This is a genomic window from Ureaplasma zalophigenitalium (genome assembly GCF_025780055.1).
Lineage (GTDB): Bacteria > Bacillota_I > Bacilli_A > Mycoplasmatales > Mycoplasmoidaceae > Ureaplasma > Ureaplasma zalophigenitalium.
On record NZ_JAOXHJ010000003.1, the window covers coordinates 93,415 to 111,669 of the forward strand.

Sequence of the window (18,255 nt, forward strand, 5' to 3'; positions counted from 1 at the left end):
ATGTTAAAGAGAAAATCAAAAAAACGATGATTATTAGCCTTATCAGCTATCGGTTTACTAGCTTTTAGTACCGCTATCATTGCAGCAAGTTGTAAAAACGAGCAAAAGGATATTAAGGAAGTCATCCCTCCAAATAATCCCAATAATGAATCAACAAATCAAACTAAACCTTCGGATTCTACTGATAAAAAAGACAATACAACAACTAAACCCATTGAACCTGGACAAACAGTTGATCCAAACGCGCTTGTCGATACGCCCCCTCCTGCCGAAATTAAACCAGTTATGGATGCTTTAGAAGTTTCTGTAGCCCAATATAATAACGCTAATACTCCAGCTGCTCAGTTATCGATTAACGATTTAAAAAACAATTTAGATCAAATTAAATTAACTTTAAAAGGAAATCAGTTATCCTTATTCACAGCTCGGGTTAGTGAGTTAAGACCTGATTATAATGATGCTCAACAAAACATCTCTAGCAAAACAGGACATGCTGTTTTAGTGGTACAGATCATTCATAATAAATCTAAAACATATATCACAAAAGAAATTGAAATCAGTGGTTTTAAAACATCACCTGTTTTAGTAGATGAAAACGGATTTATTATTCAAGAAGAAAACGCTGCTCAAAAACAACAACAATTAGATTATTTTACAAAATATAACGCAGATCAACGAGCTGCATTTGATAACAAAGAATATATGGTGGGATTAAAAAACCAATGAAATAATGCCTTATTAAAGGATGTACGTCCAGATTTATCAACTGTTTCTAACAACCATAAAAACCATTTTGATGAATTAAGTAAATCTTTGGGTTTAGATACTTACGATAATCAAGCTTATAAAGGTTATACACTACCCATTTACAACGCTGATCAATCAGTAAATGGCTTGTCAATTGCCAAAAAATTACCTCCTCAAGGTCCATCGTGAGTTGATGCTTATAACCGAGATCGTTTTAAAAATAAAGGTTTGGCGCGACTGTTATTAAATCAACAATATCAAACCATGGGAGAACAAACATTCTCAGTGTTGTTTACTAATAAAAACCCTAATTATAAAGCAGGCAACGAAAATGACTCTAAAATTGCGACTGATGATAAATCGAAATTTCCGTTAAGTGTACATCGAGGAACAATGTGAATTTTAGATTATGTTCAACCAGAAGATAATTCATATCCCACTAAATGATATTTTGCAACGAACCTGCACGTCGCTGATCTATTAAACGAAACAACCGAAGGTGTTTCGTTAACACGTTTAAATCAAAAACCACCATTAAATACACCTTTTAGCTTAACTGAGTATGATGATCATTTTACCCAATTCATTATTGGTAGTTCAAATGACCACGATAAAACCCAACGCATTAGCGAAATTTTTAAAGTAGTCTACAAGGCAACTGACTTTTTAAATAAGGATCCAGTTGATTATTTAGCTGATCAATACAAAGACGAGTACAAAGACAAAAAAGAGTTTGCTGACTTTGCCGTTATTGAAGTTGATTTTAGTAAAGTCAAAAATAATGAATGATCATTTGTTTCAAATAATAAAGCTGTTTTTAATGGATTAAACAATGATCAACAAAAATTGATTCAAACCTTAACAAATGATTATGCGAATCAAAAAGATAAGCAAATTAAATTTATAAATTATGATTATTTATCAAATTTCGAGAACCATTCTGCTCCTTTGTTAAAACCTGATTTTGAAAAATATACCGGAGATCAATTCTATCTGCTTGGTTATCCATTAGCTATTGAAGATTTTTATTTTTCACAATATGATACAGAGAAAGTGCAAGGTTTATATCGCCATTCTACTTCGTTATGAACAAATGCTAAATATGAATTCTTTAAGCAGCCATCAGTGGATGAAGTTGGTGTTTCAGAAGAAACTAAGGCTAAAAATCAAAAAGAAATGCAACAGGGCGGTCGTTTTAGCTACCAAATAGGTTATCGTTCATTCTTGAATAAACCAGGGATCTCAGATGCTTTTTTAGCTTCACCTTATAATGGTAATAAATTCATGAAAACACACGATAATAAAGAATTTATTTCCTTTGGTCTACAGTATATGCCCCGTGATTATGAACCATACGGAGGGGCTAGTGGTTCGTCAATGCGTAACCAACGTAACGAAGTCATTGGTTTATACCACACAAAGACCCAAAACACCTCAACAGGTTTAGTCTTAGCTTTACGTTCAAGTGGTTTTGATTATAAAGGATTGTATGGTAGTTATAATCTGCCACAATATGATTTAATTTATGGAACTGGAAAAGATCAAAAAACTTCATATCGTCAAGCGTTAGAAGAGTTGTATAAAAATCAAAATAACGTCCATACCAACCTTTTCCCTAATGGTTTTTCAAAAGAAAAAGTAGATTCAAAATTTCTTTTTAAAAATTCCTAAAAAAACGCTAAAATTAAAATATCATAGTTAATTGCTGTTAATATATTATAAATATTAATAGAGGAAAGTCCGTGCTCGCACAAGGTGTGATTCCTTGTAGTGTTTGTAGTATGTATAATTCATAAAGCATAGCATTGTTGTTCATCAATGACGGCTATAGATAAACCTAAGTTTTCGAATATGGTGAATCTATCTAAAAGTGCCACAGAGACGAGTTTTTGAGAAATCAAAAAGATGAAACGTTGGTAAACCCCGCAAGCGAGAAACCTAAATTTTGGTAAGGGAGTCATAAACCGTGAAACGAAATGGTTTATGGATAAAAGTATAAACTTTTATAGATAAATAATTAACACTCATTTGAGTACAGAACACGGCTTATTTGATATGATGAACAAAAACAATCCCAGCACTTTATAGTGTTGGGATTGTTTTTCATAAATCTTGTGAATTAACGAGATTTATTATTGGGGTTTAATTGTTTTCCTCTATTTCCTTGATTTGTATCATAGGTTTTATTAGTTCCACGTGTTCCTTTATTAGCGTTGCTAATATCAGCATTATGATTTGGTCTTTTTGCCATATTTTTATCACCCCCCCTTATCATCAAAATGTTTGCTTGTATGGATTAAAAACTGCGTTATTAGTCAATAATATTGAGAAAAAAATCCACATTAAGTAAAGCTTTTTATTTTTTAGGAAAGTATTTATCAACTAAAAGTTTAGCAGTTTGAACTTGATCTTTCAACTGTTTAATTAATAGTTCTTCTTCAGCATCAGTAAGTACGCTTTTACTTTTCATTTTATCAATAGCTGTATTAAATTCATTAATCATCTTGTCTTTTTTAACTTTATCACCAGGTATGCGATTTATTACTTGCAAAAATTCTGCTCTTATTTTTTCTAATTCATTATTTTTATTTGTAACAGTTGTGATTGCTGATTCAGCTTTCCCATTTTGTTTAGTACAACTAGTTACAATTGGTGTAATAACTGCTGCTAAAGCTATAGGTGCTAGTACAAAGCCTAAAATGCGTTTTGTTTTTTTGTTCATTTAAATATTCCTTTAATTTATTTAGTTGGGTATAACTCATTTGTTTGGTTTTTGATCATGTTTTTTAGTTCAATCAATGTATAAATCCATGCGATGAAATACAAAAAAGGAACGCCACAACAACCTGCTATTAATAAAACTTGTCATGTTTTAAATTTTTCGATTTGCAAACGTACAATCTTTACCGTGTATAAAATTTTAACTATCAAGTCGTATATCAAAGCGATTCCAAATAAAACACCAAAAGCAATTATACGTTGAATAAAAGGATCTGAGGTCGGGCCTAAACTTTCATATTCACTATAAATATAACTATTTCCGTTCAAGCGATATGGCCTAAATCCCCCGTATCCCGCATATAATGTGATGTAAAGCCCAATAAAAGCTATTGTCCCTAAAATTATGCCAACTATTGCTAATAAACCGATTGAACGCGTCTTTTTAACACGGTTGAGAAAATCAGATTTTTTCACCGATATGTTTGATTGATTTTCCATTTTTTTATGCCCCTTAATCTTTTAAAATTACAAAATTATTTTAAGCTGTATCAAAAAAAAAAAAAAAAAGAGCTGTTTTTTGCTCTTTTTTTTAGTTGTTCCAAAAATAAGTGGAACATTTTATTTAATTAAATTTATTAATAAAATTAATTATGGTTTTATTTTAAAATTTTAAACCTATTGCGTCTGCTGACGCTTTTAACGTATCCATTGCTTGTTTAACAACATCAATCGCCGCTTTTTTCTCAGCATCATTTTTTGCGTTCTTAAACATTTCATCAACTGATTTGAATAATACATCGATAATTTGATTGTAATCCTGCCCTGTTTGTTTTTTAAAAAGCGCTTTGTAATCAGCTTTGGCTTTGTCGAATTCCTTTTGTAATGGGTCTTGTTTTGAACAGCTAGTTACAATTGGTGTAATCACAGCTGCTAAACCAATCGGAGCTAATACAAAACCTAGAATGCGTTTTTGTTTTTTATTCATATATCTTCACCTACTATTAGTAACTACTATGTAAATATTTTATTTTAATTCTATATTTATAAATAAAATCATTATCTTTTTGATTTTTTTTGTTCTGCGCGATTGTCACAAGCAGCTTTATATTCAGGGCTGTTTGGATTCTTAATGTTAGCGTTGTGATCCATTCTTTTTTGATATTCTGGATTATTTGGATTGTTGATTTTACTTTTTCAATCAAGTTGTTCCTTAGTCATCTTTTGTTTTGACATATAACTCACCTCCTATTTGTAAACATTATTGTGTAATTATTTGCGTTTGTTGATCATATCTTTTAGTTCAACAAGAGTGTAGATTCATGCTATAAAGTGTAAAAGTGGCATTACACAAAAGCCGACAATTAATAAAATTATTCATAATTTAAATTTATCTACTTTTAATTTTGAGATCATTACCATATATAAAATATCGACAACAAAACCAAAAATTAAGCCAATACCTAATAATCCACCAAACGCAGCTAAATATTTCGAGTATTCACTTATCGATTGTACATAAGAACCATATATAGAAGGGTTAGTATAAAGGGTTTCAACCTGTTTAGTTGACCCGATAATAATCATAATAATAGCTAAAACAACAAAAACAACTTGAACTATAGATAATAAACCTACTAAACGTGTTTTTTTAAGCTTATTTATATATTCCGAACTTGTTTTCTGATATATTTGAGTTTCCAAATTTTATTTCTCCTTATTTTAAATTACAAAATGTATTATAACATGGATGAAAAAAAAAAAAAAAAGAGGCTTTTTTGACTCTTTTTTCTAAAAATTCCGAAAATAAATGGAACACTTATTTATTTTTTGTGACTTGCCGCTATTACAATAATAAGAACAATTAAACCTAAAATTATTAAGCCGACTACGAAAACTCATCAATGATGAGTAACAAAATATCCACGTAACTCAATTTTTCGTTCATTATGTTTCAAATGAACTAATCAGTATTGGTTATAAATTTTTTGTAGTTCATCTAAAATGGATGCTTTATTATCATCATTTATAAAAGTTTGTTCGGATGATATCATTTTGTGTGACAGGTTTTGCTTGCAGAACCCCTCTAATTGGTCTCATTGTTTGAAAACTCCAAAAGTTTTACGACCAATAAATCATTTAATAGATTTGATTGTTGTTGGACTTTTAGTATAAGAAAGCATAATATAGGGTAAGGCAATGAAAAATTGATTAATAAAAAGAAATGACTTATGAAAATCTTTTTCTATTGAAGAATTTCATGAATCAATGAAATTAATAACTATAGGATTTTCGATTTTTGCACGATTCAAAGGAAACTTATCTAAATATACTAATCAATTATTATAAATTTTATTGATTTGTTGATGAAGAACACCGTAGTTAACATTAATATTATTAGAAAAACTAGAGCGTAAGAAGTCATACACATTTTTTAAAGTGCTTTGTGTTTGGTTGACAATGATTGTTATTGGGGTTCTAAAATTATTCATAATTAAGCTAAAAAATGTTTTCCAAAACGTGATTTCTTTTGTTTTTGGACTACTCGTGATACCTTTTTAAAAATTTCTTGATTGGCGATAGTTTGTTCTTTTTCTGATAAAGTTTTTTTGTTAGCACCAAAATAAAACCCTTCATCAGCTCCATATTTTGGAATAATATGTAGATGGGTATGCATGACCACTTGACCAGCTGCTGGGTAGGAATTCATCAAATAATTAAAGCCTGCAATATTTTTTAATGCATCCTCTAGGGCAAATGTTAAATTCTTAGCCATGTGCACCATTTTTTCTAAATATGATACATCTGTTAATCCAAAATTTGGATAATGCTTCTTCGGAATGATTAATAAATGACCGGGTGCTGCGGGAGAAATATCTAAAAAGGCCATTACATCATCGTTCTCATCAATAATTTGCGCGCTTATTTTCTTATTTACAATTCGACAAAATAAACAATCCGTCATTTTTCCACCGACTCTTTCGTATTATATATATAATATAATTAAATTGTAATATAAAATAAACAATATTCCACATAGAAAGCCGAATATGACAAATCGAATCATCAACTGTATTGATAACTATCAACAAAATAGAAAATATCCCACTTTAAAATATTATGCTATGGTTTTTTTATTTTTAATTGCACTTGTTTTCTGTTTTCTTATTTCAATCCTTAATAAAGGTATTGATAAGCTTTACATTTTAATTCCTACTCTAGCAATCGCGCTTTTTTTAATCATTTTTATTATTATATTTGTAATACACAAGCGTTATTTAAAAACCTTATATATGCATTACCACCAAAAACGTTTCATACCAGATAAACGTCTTCAATTTTTTTTAAATAGTCTAGTCTTTTTTATGTTTGATCATAAATACAAAGATTACGAATATTTATTTGACGAATTAAAAAAATATTATGCAAACCTACAAGACGATCAAACAAAACAAACAGAATAAATATAATGTAAATAAATCCAACTTTTATGGGTTTTTATATCCAGTTAGTAATGCAGATCAAATCGCGGCATATTTAGATGAATTGCGTCGCATTTATTATGATGCTACTCATATTGTTTATGCATATCGATATTGATCAGGTGAGGAAGTTATTATTAAAGCAGATGATGACAATGAGCCTAAAAATTCAGCTGGGATGATGATTTTAAATAATTTGTTGAAATATGATCTAGTTAATAACATGATTTGTATTGTTCGTTATTTTGGAAAAGTTAAGTTAGGTTTAAGTAAACTTAAAAACGTTTATAAAAATGTTAGTGAGCAAATTATTTTAGACTCCCAAATAGACAATTTAGTTATTAAATACCCATATAAAATCCGGGTGCATTTAACAAACATGGCGCAATTTGACCGTTTCGTTAATCAAGATTTAACGCTAGAAATAGGCGATAAATATCAGGAAAACGGATTTTTAATAGTGCAATGTTATTCAGCTTATCTTTATGAACCAATAAGTAAAGATAACTGATCAATTTGACCTTTTGAAAATTCTAATAATTAATTATATATTCCGAGTTTTTCAGGTAATCAGTCTTAATAAATTATTTAGATTTTACATAGATCTCTGCTTTCACCATGTGAATATTTTCAAGATTATAAAAAATTAAAGGAGTCTAAAAACTATGGTTAAAATTGCCTTCGTTCATTTTTTATTGAAAAAATGTTTTTAGAAATAATTATTTGCAAAGCGAAAAGATATTAGAACCTTTTGCTGGTGCTAATAATTTAATTCATTTTTCTAGAATGCCAGAATAAAATTTTAGAATTTGAAAGTTATGTTTTAGACTCCGACATGCAGAAGTTGTGCAAAAAGATAGTATTAACAACTAAAGCTATAGCAAGGGTTTATACTTATCATAACAAATCCACTATATTTATCAAAATTTTACTCATAGAATAAAAATAATAACTTTGTGGATGATTATAATACCTTAATTAAAAAAACAAACTGCAATCTTGTACCAAAAATAAGAAGCTCTTGTTAACACTAGCCACGGGGATATTTGATTAGTACTATAGATAATATGTAAAGACAAGTCAAATATTCGATTTTTATCCGCAGAGAGTGGATAGAATTAGAAAAAGTCTCGAAAACAGATAGACTTTTAAAATCAGGTTGTTAATGGATCAAACAATTATTTTGAACCAAATTATTAAACAACTTAATAATAAAATAAGAGAATTAAGAAACAAAAATTGTGATTATTTCTAAACTTCTTTTAAAGCGATATCTAGAAGTGGTCATTTTAGAAAATGAATTGCTTTTAAAACAATTCGAAAAATTATAAATTGAATTGACTTCCAATAATCATCTATTAGGCATTCGGTGGTTTAATATTAGCAACTAAATATACAAAATTATTGATTTCTTAGAATCTTTGGTCAACAAGTATTAAAGACTGTTGATCCTGCTGTTTTAATTGCTTTTAATTTGGTTCAGCATTGTCTTAAAATCTAATTAACTTATATTTTTAGAGATTAAACTCATCGCCTTATATCTTTTTTAAGTCATCCATTATTTTTCGTTGATTAAATTACTTTTTATATTATCTTTAATTCAATAAAAAACCTTCATTAACATTTTAATTCTAATCACAAAATAAGAAAACCACTTATTAATTCTAATCACAAAATAAGAAAACCACTTATAAACAAGAATATATATAAAAAAGAAGCAAACTGCTTCTTTTTTATATATCTAATACTTTAAATGTTGGGCTATCATAAACTTTTTAATTTCATTCATCGGCCTTATAAACAATAAGGTAATTCAAATGTTAATAGCTAATGATCCAAAAACGACTGTTGAATTATATATCATTGACCCTACCCAATGAACTCCGTAAAATAAATATCCTTGGATACTATAAAAAATTCATACACCAAAATAAGCTATTATACTAAAAATTATTAAAAAACTAAAAGCTCAAAAGTGATGGTGTTTTGACGGATGTTTAAAATTTAAACGCAATAAAATTAGATCAAAAAATAAAAAAAATACGAAAGAATAATGTGGAAATAAATAACCTAGAAAAGGCTCGGTGCCAAATCCAAAAATTAACATGCAAATCGGGGCAAATAATAAAAAAAACAACTTGTAATAAAAGTTCGGAATCACCATGAGAGCAATCACAAGCACTCCCATTTGCAACTGCCAACTAGAGCCATTTAAAAAGTCTAAATTTTTAGTAATAAAACGAGCAATCAAAAAGAAAGCTAACATTAAACCTCCCATGGCAATATTGTATGTTAACTGGGAAGAGCTCGTTTTTTTTATATTAAAATAATCCCGCAAAATTTGGTTTCATACTTGTTTTTCTTGTTTTTTAGATCATTGTTTATTTCAATTAAACCGAAAAGATTTGTTCTGCATTTTTAATAACCTATTAATATTTATCAATTTTGCTTGTTAGTTAATAAAGAATATTGAGTTTTAAGTGTATCAACCTTATCTAAGCGCTCTCATGGTAAATCAATATCATCGCGCCCGAAATGGCCATAAACAGCCACATCTTTATAGGGAGCATTAATTAAATCTAGTTCTTTAATAAAGTGGTCGACACTAAAATTAAAACTATTCTGAATTACATTAAATAATAAATTTTCATCGATTTTATTAGTATTAAAACAATCAATATACATGGCTATTGGTTGAGGTTTACCAATCGCAAATGCTAATTGGATTTCTAGAGTATCACAAAAACCGGCTGCGACAACGTTTTTTGCGATTCAACGAGCAAAATAAGCTCCTGACCGATCTGTTTTCGATGGATCCTTTCCAGAAAAAGCTCCTCCACCGTGTTTTGCATAACCTCCATAAGTATCAACAATGATTTTCCGACCCGTTAAACCTGTATCCCCAATCGGTCCACCAATTACAAACTTCCCTGATGGGTTAATAAAACGCTTAAAATCGGTATTTAAATTATATTTTTGAGCCACATTAATCATAATTTGAGAAACATCTTTTTCTAATTGATTTTTATCATAATCCTCAAAGTGTTGGACGCTCACTAACATCGTATCAATGCACACAGGTTTTTGCGAATAATTGATACTAACTTGTGATTTCATATCACTTTTAATATAAGCCATCGACTTGTCCTGTCGTTTTTGTTCTAAAATACGCACTAAATCGTGGGCCATAGAAATCGCTAGGGGCATATATGTGGGGGTTTCGTTACATGCATAACCAAAAACAATTCCCTGGTCACCCGCGTTAATCACATCGTTTTGGTCAACAGCCTGGTGAATATCGCTTGATTGTTGATTAACATTCGAAATAATAGTAAAATCATTTTCACTATACCCTAATGGTTTAATTACTTCTCAAGCTGTTTGTACAACATCAACATAAGCTGTTGTCGTAATTTCTCCGGCAATAACAATTAAATGATTGCATGCTAAAACTTCACACGCCACCCGTGCTTTTTTGTCCTGCTCTAAACAAGTTTGTAGAATCTGGTCACTAATTTGGTCACATATTTTATCAGGGTGACCGGCCCCAACTGATTCTGAGGTCATAATTTTTTGGTATAACATAACAACTCCTTCTTAGTATTTTGAATTTTTTAAATCATGATTTTTCTTAATTAAAACCGATTTTTTGTGATGAATGATAAGAAAATAAGCATAAATACCAATCATTGCTGCGTTATCTGTTGTATATAGCAAATCTGGGATGTATACTTCTGTTGCTAAAGTTTTAATTTCTTTCCGTAGCAATTTATTTGCAGATACACCACCACCTAAATAAATCCGGTCTAAATGTGAAATTTCTAAATAATATTTCATTTTACGGATTAATTCGGCAATAAGAAAAGCTTGTAATGACGAAGCTACTGTAATTTTATCAATTAACTGATTTTTTTGTTTATGGTTGTGCACATAATTGATAAAAGCTGTTTTTATTCCCGAAAACGAAAACATTTGCGCGACTGGTCGAGGTTCAACTAGTTTTAAAGTTGCGCGACTAGGATCATAGTGTTGATCAATAATTGGTCCCCCGGGATAAGGTCAATCAAGAACACGCGCAATTTTATCATAAACCTCTCCCACTGCATCATCTTGAGTTTGATTAAGAATTTGAATGTCATCATAATCATGAACGAGGTAAATACTCGTTTCACCACCACTAACAACTAAACCTAAAAAAGGGAATTTAATTGGGTGATTGATTCCTGCTGAAAATAAATGGGCATGTAAGTGGTTAATTGGTATTAATTCTATCTTATATAAACGGCTAATTAAATCAGCAAAGACCTTCCCAACATGCAAGCAGCCCGGTAAACCCGGAAACGCCGTATAAGCTACATGCGTTAATTGTTCGGGTGCAATACCTGCTTCTTGAATTGTTTGTAAGAAAACAGGGACAATGTTATGCTCGTGATAACGCGAAGCTACTTCAGGAACAACCCCTCCATAAAAAGCCTGTGCATGCATGGAAGAAGTAATGGTGTGAGCTAGTAATTCCTGATTATGAAAAACCGCCATACTCGTTTCATCGCAACTGGTTTCAATACTTAAAATATATAAATCTTTAGGCATATAAAACAACGGCACATCGGGTGCATATATCGTCGTGTTTATCATCTAAGTTCTCAAAATAATTTCAACAACGATGACATTTTAAAAAACCTGATTGCAACACTTCGTTATGATCTGTATAAACTACTTTTGCTACATTTAATCAGCGCGCTAACAATTCTGGTTCTTTTTTTAATACCTGACATTGGATTTGGGCTTGATCAACATAAACTATTGCTTCATTATTTTTATTAATAATTTTATTTTTTCGCGCTTGTTCTAATAAAGCAAAAAAAGTATCTTTGATTGTGAAAAAGAAATCAACGTGTTTGATGTTAGTTAAATCAATATGGATAAACTCTTCATGCGTTAAGAAGTTCTCTAATTTTACTGATGCTTTTTTATTTGGCATTTTTAAATGACTATATGCTTCTTCACAAGTGTGAGGGATAATTGGTGTTAGTAAAATTAGGGCGTTTTTAAGGATAAAATAAACACATGATTGAATTTGTTTTCTTACATTATCAGTTGGTTTTAAACAGTATAAACTATCTTTAATCAAATCAAAATATCAACCAGATAATTCTAAAATAAATTTATTAACTTGTTTGATTACTTCCATAAAATCAAAATCATTATAAGCGCGTGTGCAAACTAAATACATCTTTTTAAATTCGTTTAAGACATAGTATTCTTCTGCTCTCAAATCGCTTGTATAGTCGACTTCGGGGTCAAAATCAACAAGAACAGATAGTGAATATTTAAATAAAGTATTACGAATACGTCGGTAGATTTCAGCTGTTTGCTTTAGAATATCATCTGAAATTCGTGAGTCGTTTTGATAATCAATGTTGCTAACTCATAAACGTAATACATCAGCACCATATTGACGACAAACATCCAATGGATCAGTTACATTTCCTTTTGATTTTGACATTTTCAAGCCATTACCATCTAAAACCATTCCGTGAGCTAATAAGGTTTTGTATGGGGATTGGTTTTTAAAAATAGTCCCTGTAATTAATGAAGAGTTAAATCAGCCTCGGTATTGGTCATAACCCTCTAAGTATAAATCGGCAGGGTAATTTAAATTAGCGCGTTGTAAAACAGAATATGAACTACCTGAATCAAACCAAACATCCATAATATCTTGTTCTTTATAATATGTTTCTTTCGTGTCTTTATATTTAGGAGTCAAAAAAACACTTACATCTTCGTTAAACCAAGCATTTAAACCTTTTTGGTTTAATACTTCAATAATATGAGCCACTAGTTCATCATCATAAATTGGGTTTTTTTGAGCATCAAAAATCATTGGGATCGGGACCCCTCATACTCGTTGACGAGAAATGCATCATTCCTTTCGATTAATAATCATTTCTTTAATTCGATCAATTCCTCGCGGATTTTTAGCTACAACATCTTTTTCTAAAGTTTTGATAATGTCATCTTTAGCGTTTTGTACCGAAACAAATCATTGTTTTGTTGCTCTATACATTACCGGTTTTTTAGTTCGTCAATCATGAGCGACTGAATGGGTAATCAACTTGTGTTGCAGCAATAGATCATCTGTTTTAAGAGTATCCAAAATAATGGCGTTAGCATCTTCGTAAAATATACCCACTAACGCCGGATTATCTACTTCACTGTTGTATTTACCAAATTGATCAATCATCACTCGAGCTTTTATGTCGTATTTTTTACATGCATAATAATCTTCAAGACCAAAGCCTGGTGCGTTATGAACTAATCCTGATCCATCAGTATCTGAAACATATTCATCCATAATAATTGGGCAAACTTGTTTATTATAAGCAGAATAATATTGTTTGTTGGCTAATTCTTGGGCTTTAAAAGTTTTAAGGATACTATAGTCCTTATAACCTAATGATGCTGTTCAAGCAGCAACTAAATTAGAAGCAATAATAAATTTTTTTTCTCCAACTTGAATTAAATCGTAATTTAAATGTGGGTGAATACAAACTGCTTGGTTGGCTGGTAGAGTTCAAGGGGTTGTAGTCCAAATCACATAAGCTGTCTTATCATCTAAATCAGCATCTGGTACACAGGGCATAGCAACGTAGATGGCGTGTGATTGCCGATCGTTATATTCAATTTCAGATTCTGCCAAAGCTGATTGTGATGATCAAGACCAGAAAACAGGTTTGAAATCTTGGTAAACATAACCTTTTTGCATTAAAACTAAGAATAATTGCAATTGGTCAATTTGAAATGCATGGTCAAGTGTTAAATAATGCTTTTTAAAGTCAGCAAACATTCCTAAACGCATAAATTGTTTTGTTTGGTTTGCTACTTGTTCTAAAGCGTATTTAGCACACATATCCCGGCGTTCATTAGCACTTAAATTATTTAATTTCACTTTTTTAGATAATGCTACTTCAATTGGTAGGCCATGAGTATCTCACCCGGGAATATAAGGAGCATAAAAACCTTGCATGTTTTTTGCTGCAATAATAATGTCTTTTAGAATTTTATTTAAAGCGTGGCCAATGTGAATACTTCCATTCGCATAAGGGGGGCCATCATGTAGAATATAACTTTGGTTTTTTTCGTTCAACAATAAACGTTGTTGGTAGATTTCTTTTGCTAATCACTCTTGTTGAATAAGTGGCTCTTTGGTATTTAAATTAGCCTTCATTTCAAAGGCTGTTTGGGGCATATTTAATGTACTTTTATAATCTTTCATGACTTCTCCTAATAATAAAGTTCTATAACTTATATATTATAATATATATTAACAAATGTTGGAAAACCGGTTGGGCATATTTCATTAAAAAGGAGCATATTGTGTACTATAATCACTTATTAATCATTATCACTTTTTTGTTAATTGCCATAATTATCGTTTGTGCTTATGTTTTCCAAAATAAACAAATCAAAACCCCATATAAAAAATATCTCTGATGATCTAATAAACATTTTATCAAAAGTAAATGATTATTAAATTGTGTCATTTGTTTAGTGTTCTTACTTTACTTTATTTTAATCCGTTATAGTTATGATGTAAACGAATTAATTACATTCCAATCACGTGACCCTTATTATATACAAACACACCATTACCAGTACTCTTTTCGTTATAGTAAAGTTCTTTTATTAGACTGATGCCCTTGTGTAATGATTATTCTTATTCTACTAGGTATTTTTGATTTTAAACAGCATTTAATTCAATACTTTGGCTTTGTTAGCTTTAGCTTAGGTTTATTCACAATAATTGGTATGGCTTTTCAAAAACCAATCACATATGAAGATGCATTTGAATACACTTTCGTTGGTTTAGGGAATGATCGTTTGTATTTTATGATGCACTTCTTTATGGTTATTTTTGGCTTAATTAATTTTTTAAGAATCCGATCCATCCATAAGTTAGGCATCATAATGGCGCATTTGTTTTTAATAGGGTATATTGTTTATGCCAATATTCTCGCATACAGCTTACACATTGACTATAATGTTGGAGGTTTTAAAATCGGTGATTGATACGCTGAAAATGTATATGTTTCTGATGCTCAATTTGGCGTTTTAGCTAGTTATTTAAAACTAAATTGATATTATAATTTATTAATCATGATTAGTGTTGTATACCTTGTTATCGTCCTTTTATGTACGGCTCATCTACTTTTTATTTATCGTTTACAAAATAAACTAAAAATCCCGTTTAAAAAAATCTGAGCCCAATAGGTTTTTGTGCAACGAGGAAATAAAAAAAAAAAAAAAAGACGACGTCTTATTTTTATTTGCAAGTATTTATGATTAAATATTCTAGTATTTGGGTTTTAATGATCATTTACGACGCTTACTAATGTATTCATTAATAGCACTAATCAGTTCATTAACATTGCTAAATTTGATGTTTGGAGCCAGATAATCATGAAAAACAACTTTAATATTCTGGTTGTAAATATTGTCGTTAAAATCTAACAAATGAGTTTCAATAAACTTAGTTGTACGTCTTTCAATTGTTTTAGGGACGCCGATATATGTAATACTTTTGTAAGAGCGAGCATTAATTATCGCACTAGTTAAATACACGCCGTCTACTAAGTGGATTAATTGTTCATCATAAATCATATTGGCTGTAGCAAAACCTAAGGTTTTGCCAATTTGACTACCATATACAACTGTACCACACCGATAATAAGGAGATAATAGGACATTATTCACTAAAGTTCACTGATTGTTTTTAATAGCTTTTTTAATTAAAGTAGTGGAAATATCTTTAACATGAACCTCTGAAACAATCGCATTTGCGCACTGTTTTTTTAAAAAATGGGCGTCTTTTTGGTCGTTGCCAAACAAAAAGTCACGCCCTACAATAATTTTTTGCGGATTTAATTGTTTAATATACTGATCAATGAAGGCCTGAGCAGATAAATTATTGGCTTGAATGTCATAAACATAAATATCAACTAAATTTTCCAAACTATTTAAGATTGCTAATCGTTCATAAAAAGGATACAGATTTTCTTTTTTTCGTGGGATTGAATTAAAAGTTAAAATGCTAAATTTTTTACATTGGGAAAAAAGATATTTATGTCCAATATGTAGGCCATCAAAAAAACCGATCACCAAATCCACTTGGCGATCCATTTGTAAATTATGAATGTTTTTCTGGTTGAGTTCAATAATCATAGACTTCCTCGATCTCTAATGCATCTTGTAATTTAAATTTACCACTACGAATGCGCACTAAGTTCTTTAGTGTAGCATAAGTGTGCAATTGTTTGGCTAAATCAACGGCAAATGAACGAATATAAAAACCCTTAGAAACTACTAAGCGAATTTTTAAAATATTCTCATGTAAGCTAAGAATTTCGTATTCTTTAATTTGGACAAGGCGTTGTGGCAGTTCTAAATAAATGTTTTTGCGAGCAAAATCATAGGCTTTTTTACCATTAATCTTAATCGCACTATGCATCGGTGGTGTTTGGTAGTAGTCTTGGGTTATAAAATTAGTAATTGCGGTTTGAATCATTTGTAAATCCACCACTTTATCATCACGATGTAAAACTTCACCTACAATGTCGTAGGTGTCAGTGTGCACATTAAACAAAATATCTGCAACGTATTCTTTTTCATCAAGAATTAATTTGCCAAGTAATTTTGTACCTTCATTAATCCCTATAATCAAAACACCTGTTGCATTTGGATCCAAAGTGCCAGCATGACCAATTTTTTTCACTTTTAACAGGTACTTTAATTTATTGACAACATCAAAGGATGTTCAATTCTGTGGTTTATTGATCACAAGAATGTTTTTCTTTCCCATATTTAACTTTCTTATGTTTGTGTAAAAATAAAAGACCACACAAACAAGTTTGTCTGGACTAAAATTCTACTATTTTTTTATATACTTATATATTATTATAAAATAAAATGGTTGAAATGAGGTATATCTATGAAAACAATCATAATAATGAATCGGAGTTATGAAGATCAAAAAGAATTTAGTACTAAAGTAGTACATGACAGTGGTCCTTTTTTTGATAATGAACGTTTTTTACGTTTAGCTACTCAAACTTTCGATTCTCACGTTAAAAGGAAAAGTCGCTTATTGTATGTATTCATGAATTGGTGGTTTTTTACAACAAACCATAAGTTAGACCCGAATTTATCACGTAAAAAAATGTCTTTGGGGCGTTTATTGCTGAATTTATTTTTTTGGGGCTGCATTATAGGTTTGATTGGTTGCATTCTAGCTGGTGTTGCTAAACCGATTATTACAGCTAGTTTTATCTCGATCAAATTAGCTAAATCTGAATATGTAGGTGACTTAGTAATTAATGGGCAAATAATCGCTAAAGGATTGAATAAAAGTGGTGGACTTTTAAAAGGTGATGTTTCAGATCAATTTAAATATATCCCTTTGGTTTGGGAATACACTTTTAAAGATGCAAAAGTTATCGTGCCATTGGTTTTAACACTTTTCTTTTTCTTTTTCTCTTTTGTCTATATTTATATGGTTAAAAAAATTCGTCCTGCAACAAATAAGCTAAGTGTTGAAGGGTATTTGGTTGCTAAAATGAATTTAGTTAATGGTTTTAAAAACATTTTAAAACGAAAAGTTAAATTGACACCTGGAATCAAAGAGTATAATCATCGACTAGTTTTCAATGTGAAACCAAACTATAACTTAATGCGTGTGATGAATTATGTTTATGGTGGTTTAACAGAAATGAATTTAATGATGTTGTGTGACTTCAATGATGATCAGGACCAAGAAATTATGGATTTACAAAAAACGATTAAACAGGATTTTGATAACTTAGTCTTAATTGTTCTTTCGAAGAAAAAAACAGATGCTTTAAAATCATTACACCAAGATGGTCGCTTGGGAGTTGATAAAATTAATGTTCTAAATCAATCACCAGATATGGATCAACAAGTACGTGAAGACGTTGTTTTTAGTAACGATAAAACTGTAGATATTAGTCTTTAACTAACCTGATATTTAAAATCTAGCCTGTCAGGTTAGTTTTTTTATTAACTAAATATAAGTTAGCAGCAGAAAAAAACACAAAAACATAAATTATTACCATTTGCTAATGTTTTATCTAACAAACAGGTGGAGTTCGGCAAAAATATGCCCTATATCTAGTAAAATAAATAATATGTAATTCAATCACAAAGGAATATTATGAATAATAAAATCAATAAAGAAGAACTTGCAAGACAGCTGTGAAATTCTGCTGTTAATATGCGTGGTTCACTAGAACAA

At 30.2% G+C, this 18,255-nt stretch carries 19 protein-coding genes and 1 other RNA gene; 6 read left to right on the forward strand and 14 right to left on the reverse strand.

Annotated elements, in window-relative coordinates; all coding sequences use genetic code 4:
- Together mip and rnpB are read left to right on the forward strand one after the other, a co-directional pair.
- Nucleotides 1-2,418, forward strand: coding sequence for an Ig-specific serine endopeptidase MIP (mip, locus tag OF365_RS01835; RefSeq protein ID WP_263817910.1), 2,418 nt, complete (start codon nucleotides 1-3; stop codon nucleotides 2,416-2,418).
- An 18-nt stretch (nucleotides 2,419-2,436) separates the two neighbouring features.
- An RNA gene (rnpB, locus tag OF365_RS01840) (RNase P RNA component class B) lies at nucleotides 2,437-2,801 on the forward strand.
- A gap of 65 nt (nucleotides 2,802-2,866) precedes the next feature.
- Here rnpB and OF365_RS01845 read toward each other — a convergent pair.
- The 8 genes from OF365_RS01845 to OF365_RS01880 all read right to left on the reverse strand — a co-directional run bounded on the left by OF365_RS01845 (nucleotide 2,867) and on the right by OF365_RS01880 (nucleotide 6,430).
- Nucleotides 2,867-2,998 carry a hypothetical protein gene (locus OF365_RS01845; protein WP_263817911.1) on the reverse strand — a complete coding sequence of 44 codons (132 nt, stop codon included), beginning with the start codon at nucleotides 2,996-2,998 and terminating at the stop codon, nucleotides 2,867-2,869.
- 105 nt (nucleotides 2,999-3,103) lie between these two features.
- Nucleotides 3,104-3,469 (reverse strand): Vmc-like lipoprotein signal peptide domain-containing protein, encoded by a 366-nt coding sequence (locus OF365_RS01850; protein WP_263817912.1) that lies wholly within the window; start codon nucleotides 3,467-3,469, stop codon nucleotides 3,104-3,106.
- Between the two features lie 17 nt (nucleotides 3,470-3,486).
- On the reverse strand, nucleotides 3,487-3,966 hold the full coding sequence (locus OF365_RS01855) for a hypothetical protein (protein WP_263817913.1): 480 nt from the start codon (nucleotides 3,964-3,966) through the stop codon (nucleotides 3,487-3,489).
- 163 nt (nucleotides 3,967-4,129) lie between these two features.
- Complete coding sequence (locus OF365_RS01860; protein WP_263817914.1) at nucleotides 4,130-4,453, reverse strand: Vmc-like lipoprotein signal peptide domain-containing protein; 324 nt, start codon at nucleotides 4,451-4,453, stop codon at nucleotides 4,130-4,132.
- A 71-nt stretch (nucleotides 4,454-4,524) separates the two neighbouring features.
- Nucleotides 4,525-4,701 carry a hypothetical protein gene (locus OF365_RS01865; protein ID WP_263817915.1) on the reverse strand — a complete coding sequence of 59 codons (177 nt, stop codon included), beginning with the start codon at nucleotides 4,699-4,701 and terminating at the stop codon, nucleotides 4,525-4,527.
- A gap of 36 nt (nucleotides 4,702-4,737) precedes the next feature.
- Nucleotides 4,738-5,169, reverse strand: coding sequence for a hypothetical protein (locus OF365_RS01870; RefSeq protein WP_263817916.1), 432 nt, complete (start codon nucleotides 5,167-5,169; stop codon nucleotides 4,738-4,740).
- 119 nt (nucleotides 5,170-5,288) lie between these two features.
- The gene (locus tag OF365_RS01875) at nucleotides 5,289-5,957 is read right to left on the reverse strand and encodes a hypothetical protein (RefSeq protein ID WP_263817917.1); all 669 of its coding nucleotides are present in this window, start codon (nucleotides 5,955-5,957) and stop codon (nucleotides 5,289-5,291) included.
- 2 nt (nucleotides 5,958-5,959) lie between these two features.
- On the reverse strand, nucleotides 5,960-6,430 hold the full coding sequence (locus OF365_RS01880; RefSeq protein WP_263817918.1) for an HIT family protein: 471 nt from the start codon (nucleotides 6,428-6,430) through the stop codon (nucleotides 5,960-5,962).
- Nucleotides 6,431-6,515: 85 nt separating this feature from the next.
- On the opposite strand from OF365_RS01880, the gene OF365_RS01885 reads away from it, so the two are divergent.
- The gene (locus OF365_RS01885) at nucleotides 6,516-6,929 is read left to right on the forward strand and encodes a hypothetical protein (RefSeq protein ID WP_263817919.1); all 414 of its coding nucleotides are present in this window, start codon (nucleotides 6,516-6,518) and stop codon (nucleotides 6,927-6,929) included.
- Nucleotides 6,889-7,491, forward strand: a complete 603-nt coding sequence (locus OF365_RS01890; RefSeq protein WP_263817920.1) for a YigZ family protein — start codon at nucleotides 6,889-6,891, stop codon at nucleotides 7,489-7,491. The genes OF365_RS01885 and OF365_RS01890 overlap by 41 nt, the downstream gene beginning before the upstream one ends.
- Before the next feature lie 1,197 nt (nucleotides 7,492-8,688).
- Here OF365_RS01890 and OF365_RS01895 read toward each other — a convergent pair.
- The 4 genes from OF365_RS01895 to ileS are packed head-to-tail and all read right to left on the reverse strand — an operon-like array spanning nucleotide 8,689 to nucleotide 14,223.
- Nucleotides 8,689-9,363: a hypothetical protein gene (locus OF365_RS01895; protein ID WP_263817921.1), complete on the reverse strand. Its 675-nt coding sequence runs from the start codon at nucleotides 9,361-9,363 to the stop codon at nucleotides 8,689-8,691.
- 20 nt (nucleotides 9,364-9,383) lie between these two features.
- Nucleotides 9,384-10,532, reverse strand: a complete 1,149-nt coding sequence (gene metK, locus OF365_RS01900) for a methionine adenosyltransferase (protein ID WP_263817922.1) — start codon at nucleotides 10,530-10,532, stop codon at nucleotides 9,384-9,386.
- A 12-nt stretch (nucleotides 10,533-10,544) separates the two neighbouring features.
- Nucleotides 10,545-11,537 carry a tRNA (adenosine(37)-N6)-threonylcarbamoyltransferase complex transferase subunit TsaD gene (tsaD, locus tag OF365_RS01905; protein WP_263817923.1) on the reverse strand — a complete coding sequence of 331 codons (993 nt, stop codon included), beginning with the start codon at nucleotides 11,535-11,537 and terminating at the stop codon, nucleotides 10,545-10,547.
- On the reverse strand, nucleotides 11,530-14,223 hold the full coding sequence (ileS, locus tag OF365_RS01910) for an isoleucine--tRNA ligase (protein WP_263817924.1): 2,694 nt from the start codon (nucleotides 14,221-14,223) through the stop codon (nucleotides 11,530-11,532). The genes tsaD and ileS overlap by 8 nt, the downstream gene beginning before the upstream one ends.
- Before the next feature lie 101 nt (nucleotides 14,224-14,324).
- Between ileS and OF365_RS01915 the strand changes: the two genes are divergently transcribed.
- Nucleotides 14,325-15,218, forward strand: coding sequence for a DUF5378 domain-containing protein (locus OF365_RS01915; protein WP_263817925.1), 894 nt, complete (start codon nucleotides 14,325-14,327; stop codon nucleotides 15,216-15,218).
- Nucleotides 15,219-15,299: 81 nt separating this feature from the next.
- On the opposite strand, the gene ribF is transcribed toward OF365_RS01915, so the two are convergent.
- Together ribF and truB are read right to left on the reverse strand one after the other, a co-directional pair.
- The gene (gene ribF, locus OF365_RS01920; RefSeq protein WP_263817926.1) at nucleotides 15,300-16,169 is read right to left on the reverse strand and encodes a riboflavin biosynthesis protein RibF; all 870 of its coding nucleotides are present in this window, start codon (nucleotides 16,167-16,169) and stop codon (nucleotides 15,300-15,302) included.
- The gene (truB, locus tag OF365_RS01925; protein WP_263817927.1) at nucleotides 16,135-16,806 is read right to left on the reverse strand and encodes a tRNA pseudouridine(55) synthase TruB; all 672 of its coding nucleotides are present in this window, start codon (nucleotides 16,804-16,806) and stop codon (nucleotides 16,135-16,137) included. The genes ribF and truB overlap by 35 nt, the downstream gene beginning before the upstream one ends.
- 129 nt (nucleotides 16,807-16,935) lie before the next feature.
- Between truB and OF365_RS01930 the strand changes: the two genes are divergently transcribed.
- A complete protein-coding gene (locus OF365_RS01930) occupies nucleotides 16,936-17,976 on the forward strand; it encodes a hypothetical protein (RefSeq protein WP_263817928.1) in 1,041 nt (346 codons plus the stop codon).
- The last annotated feature ends 279 nt before the right edge of the window (nucleotides 17,977-18,255 follow it).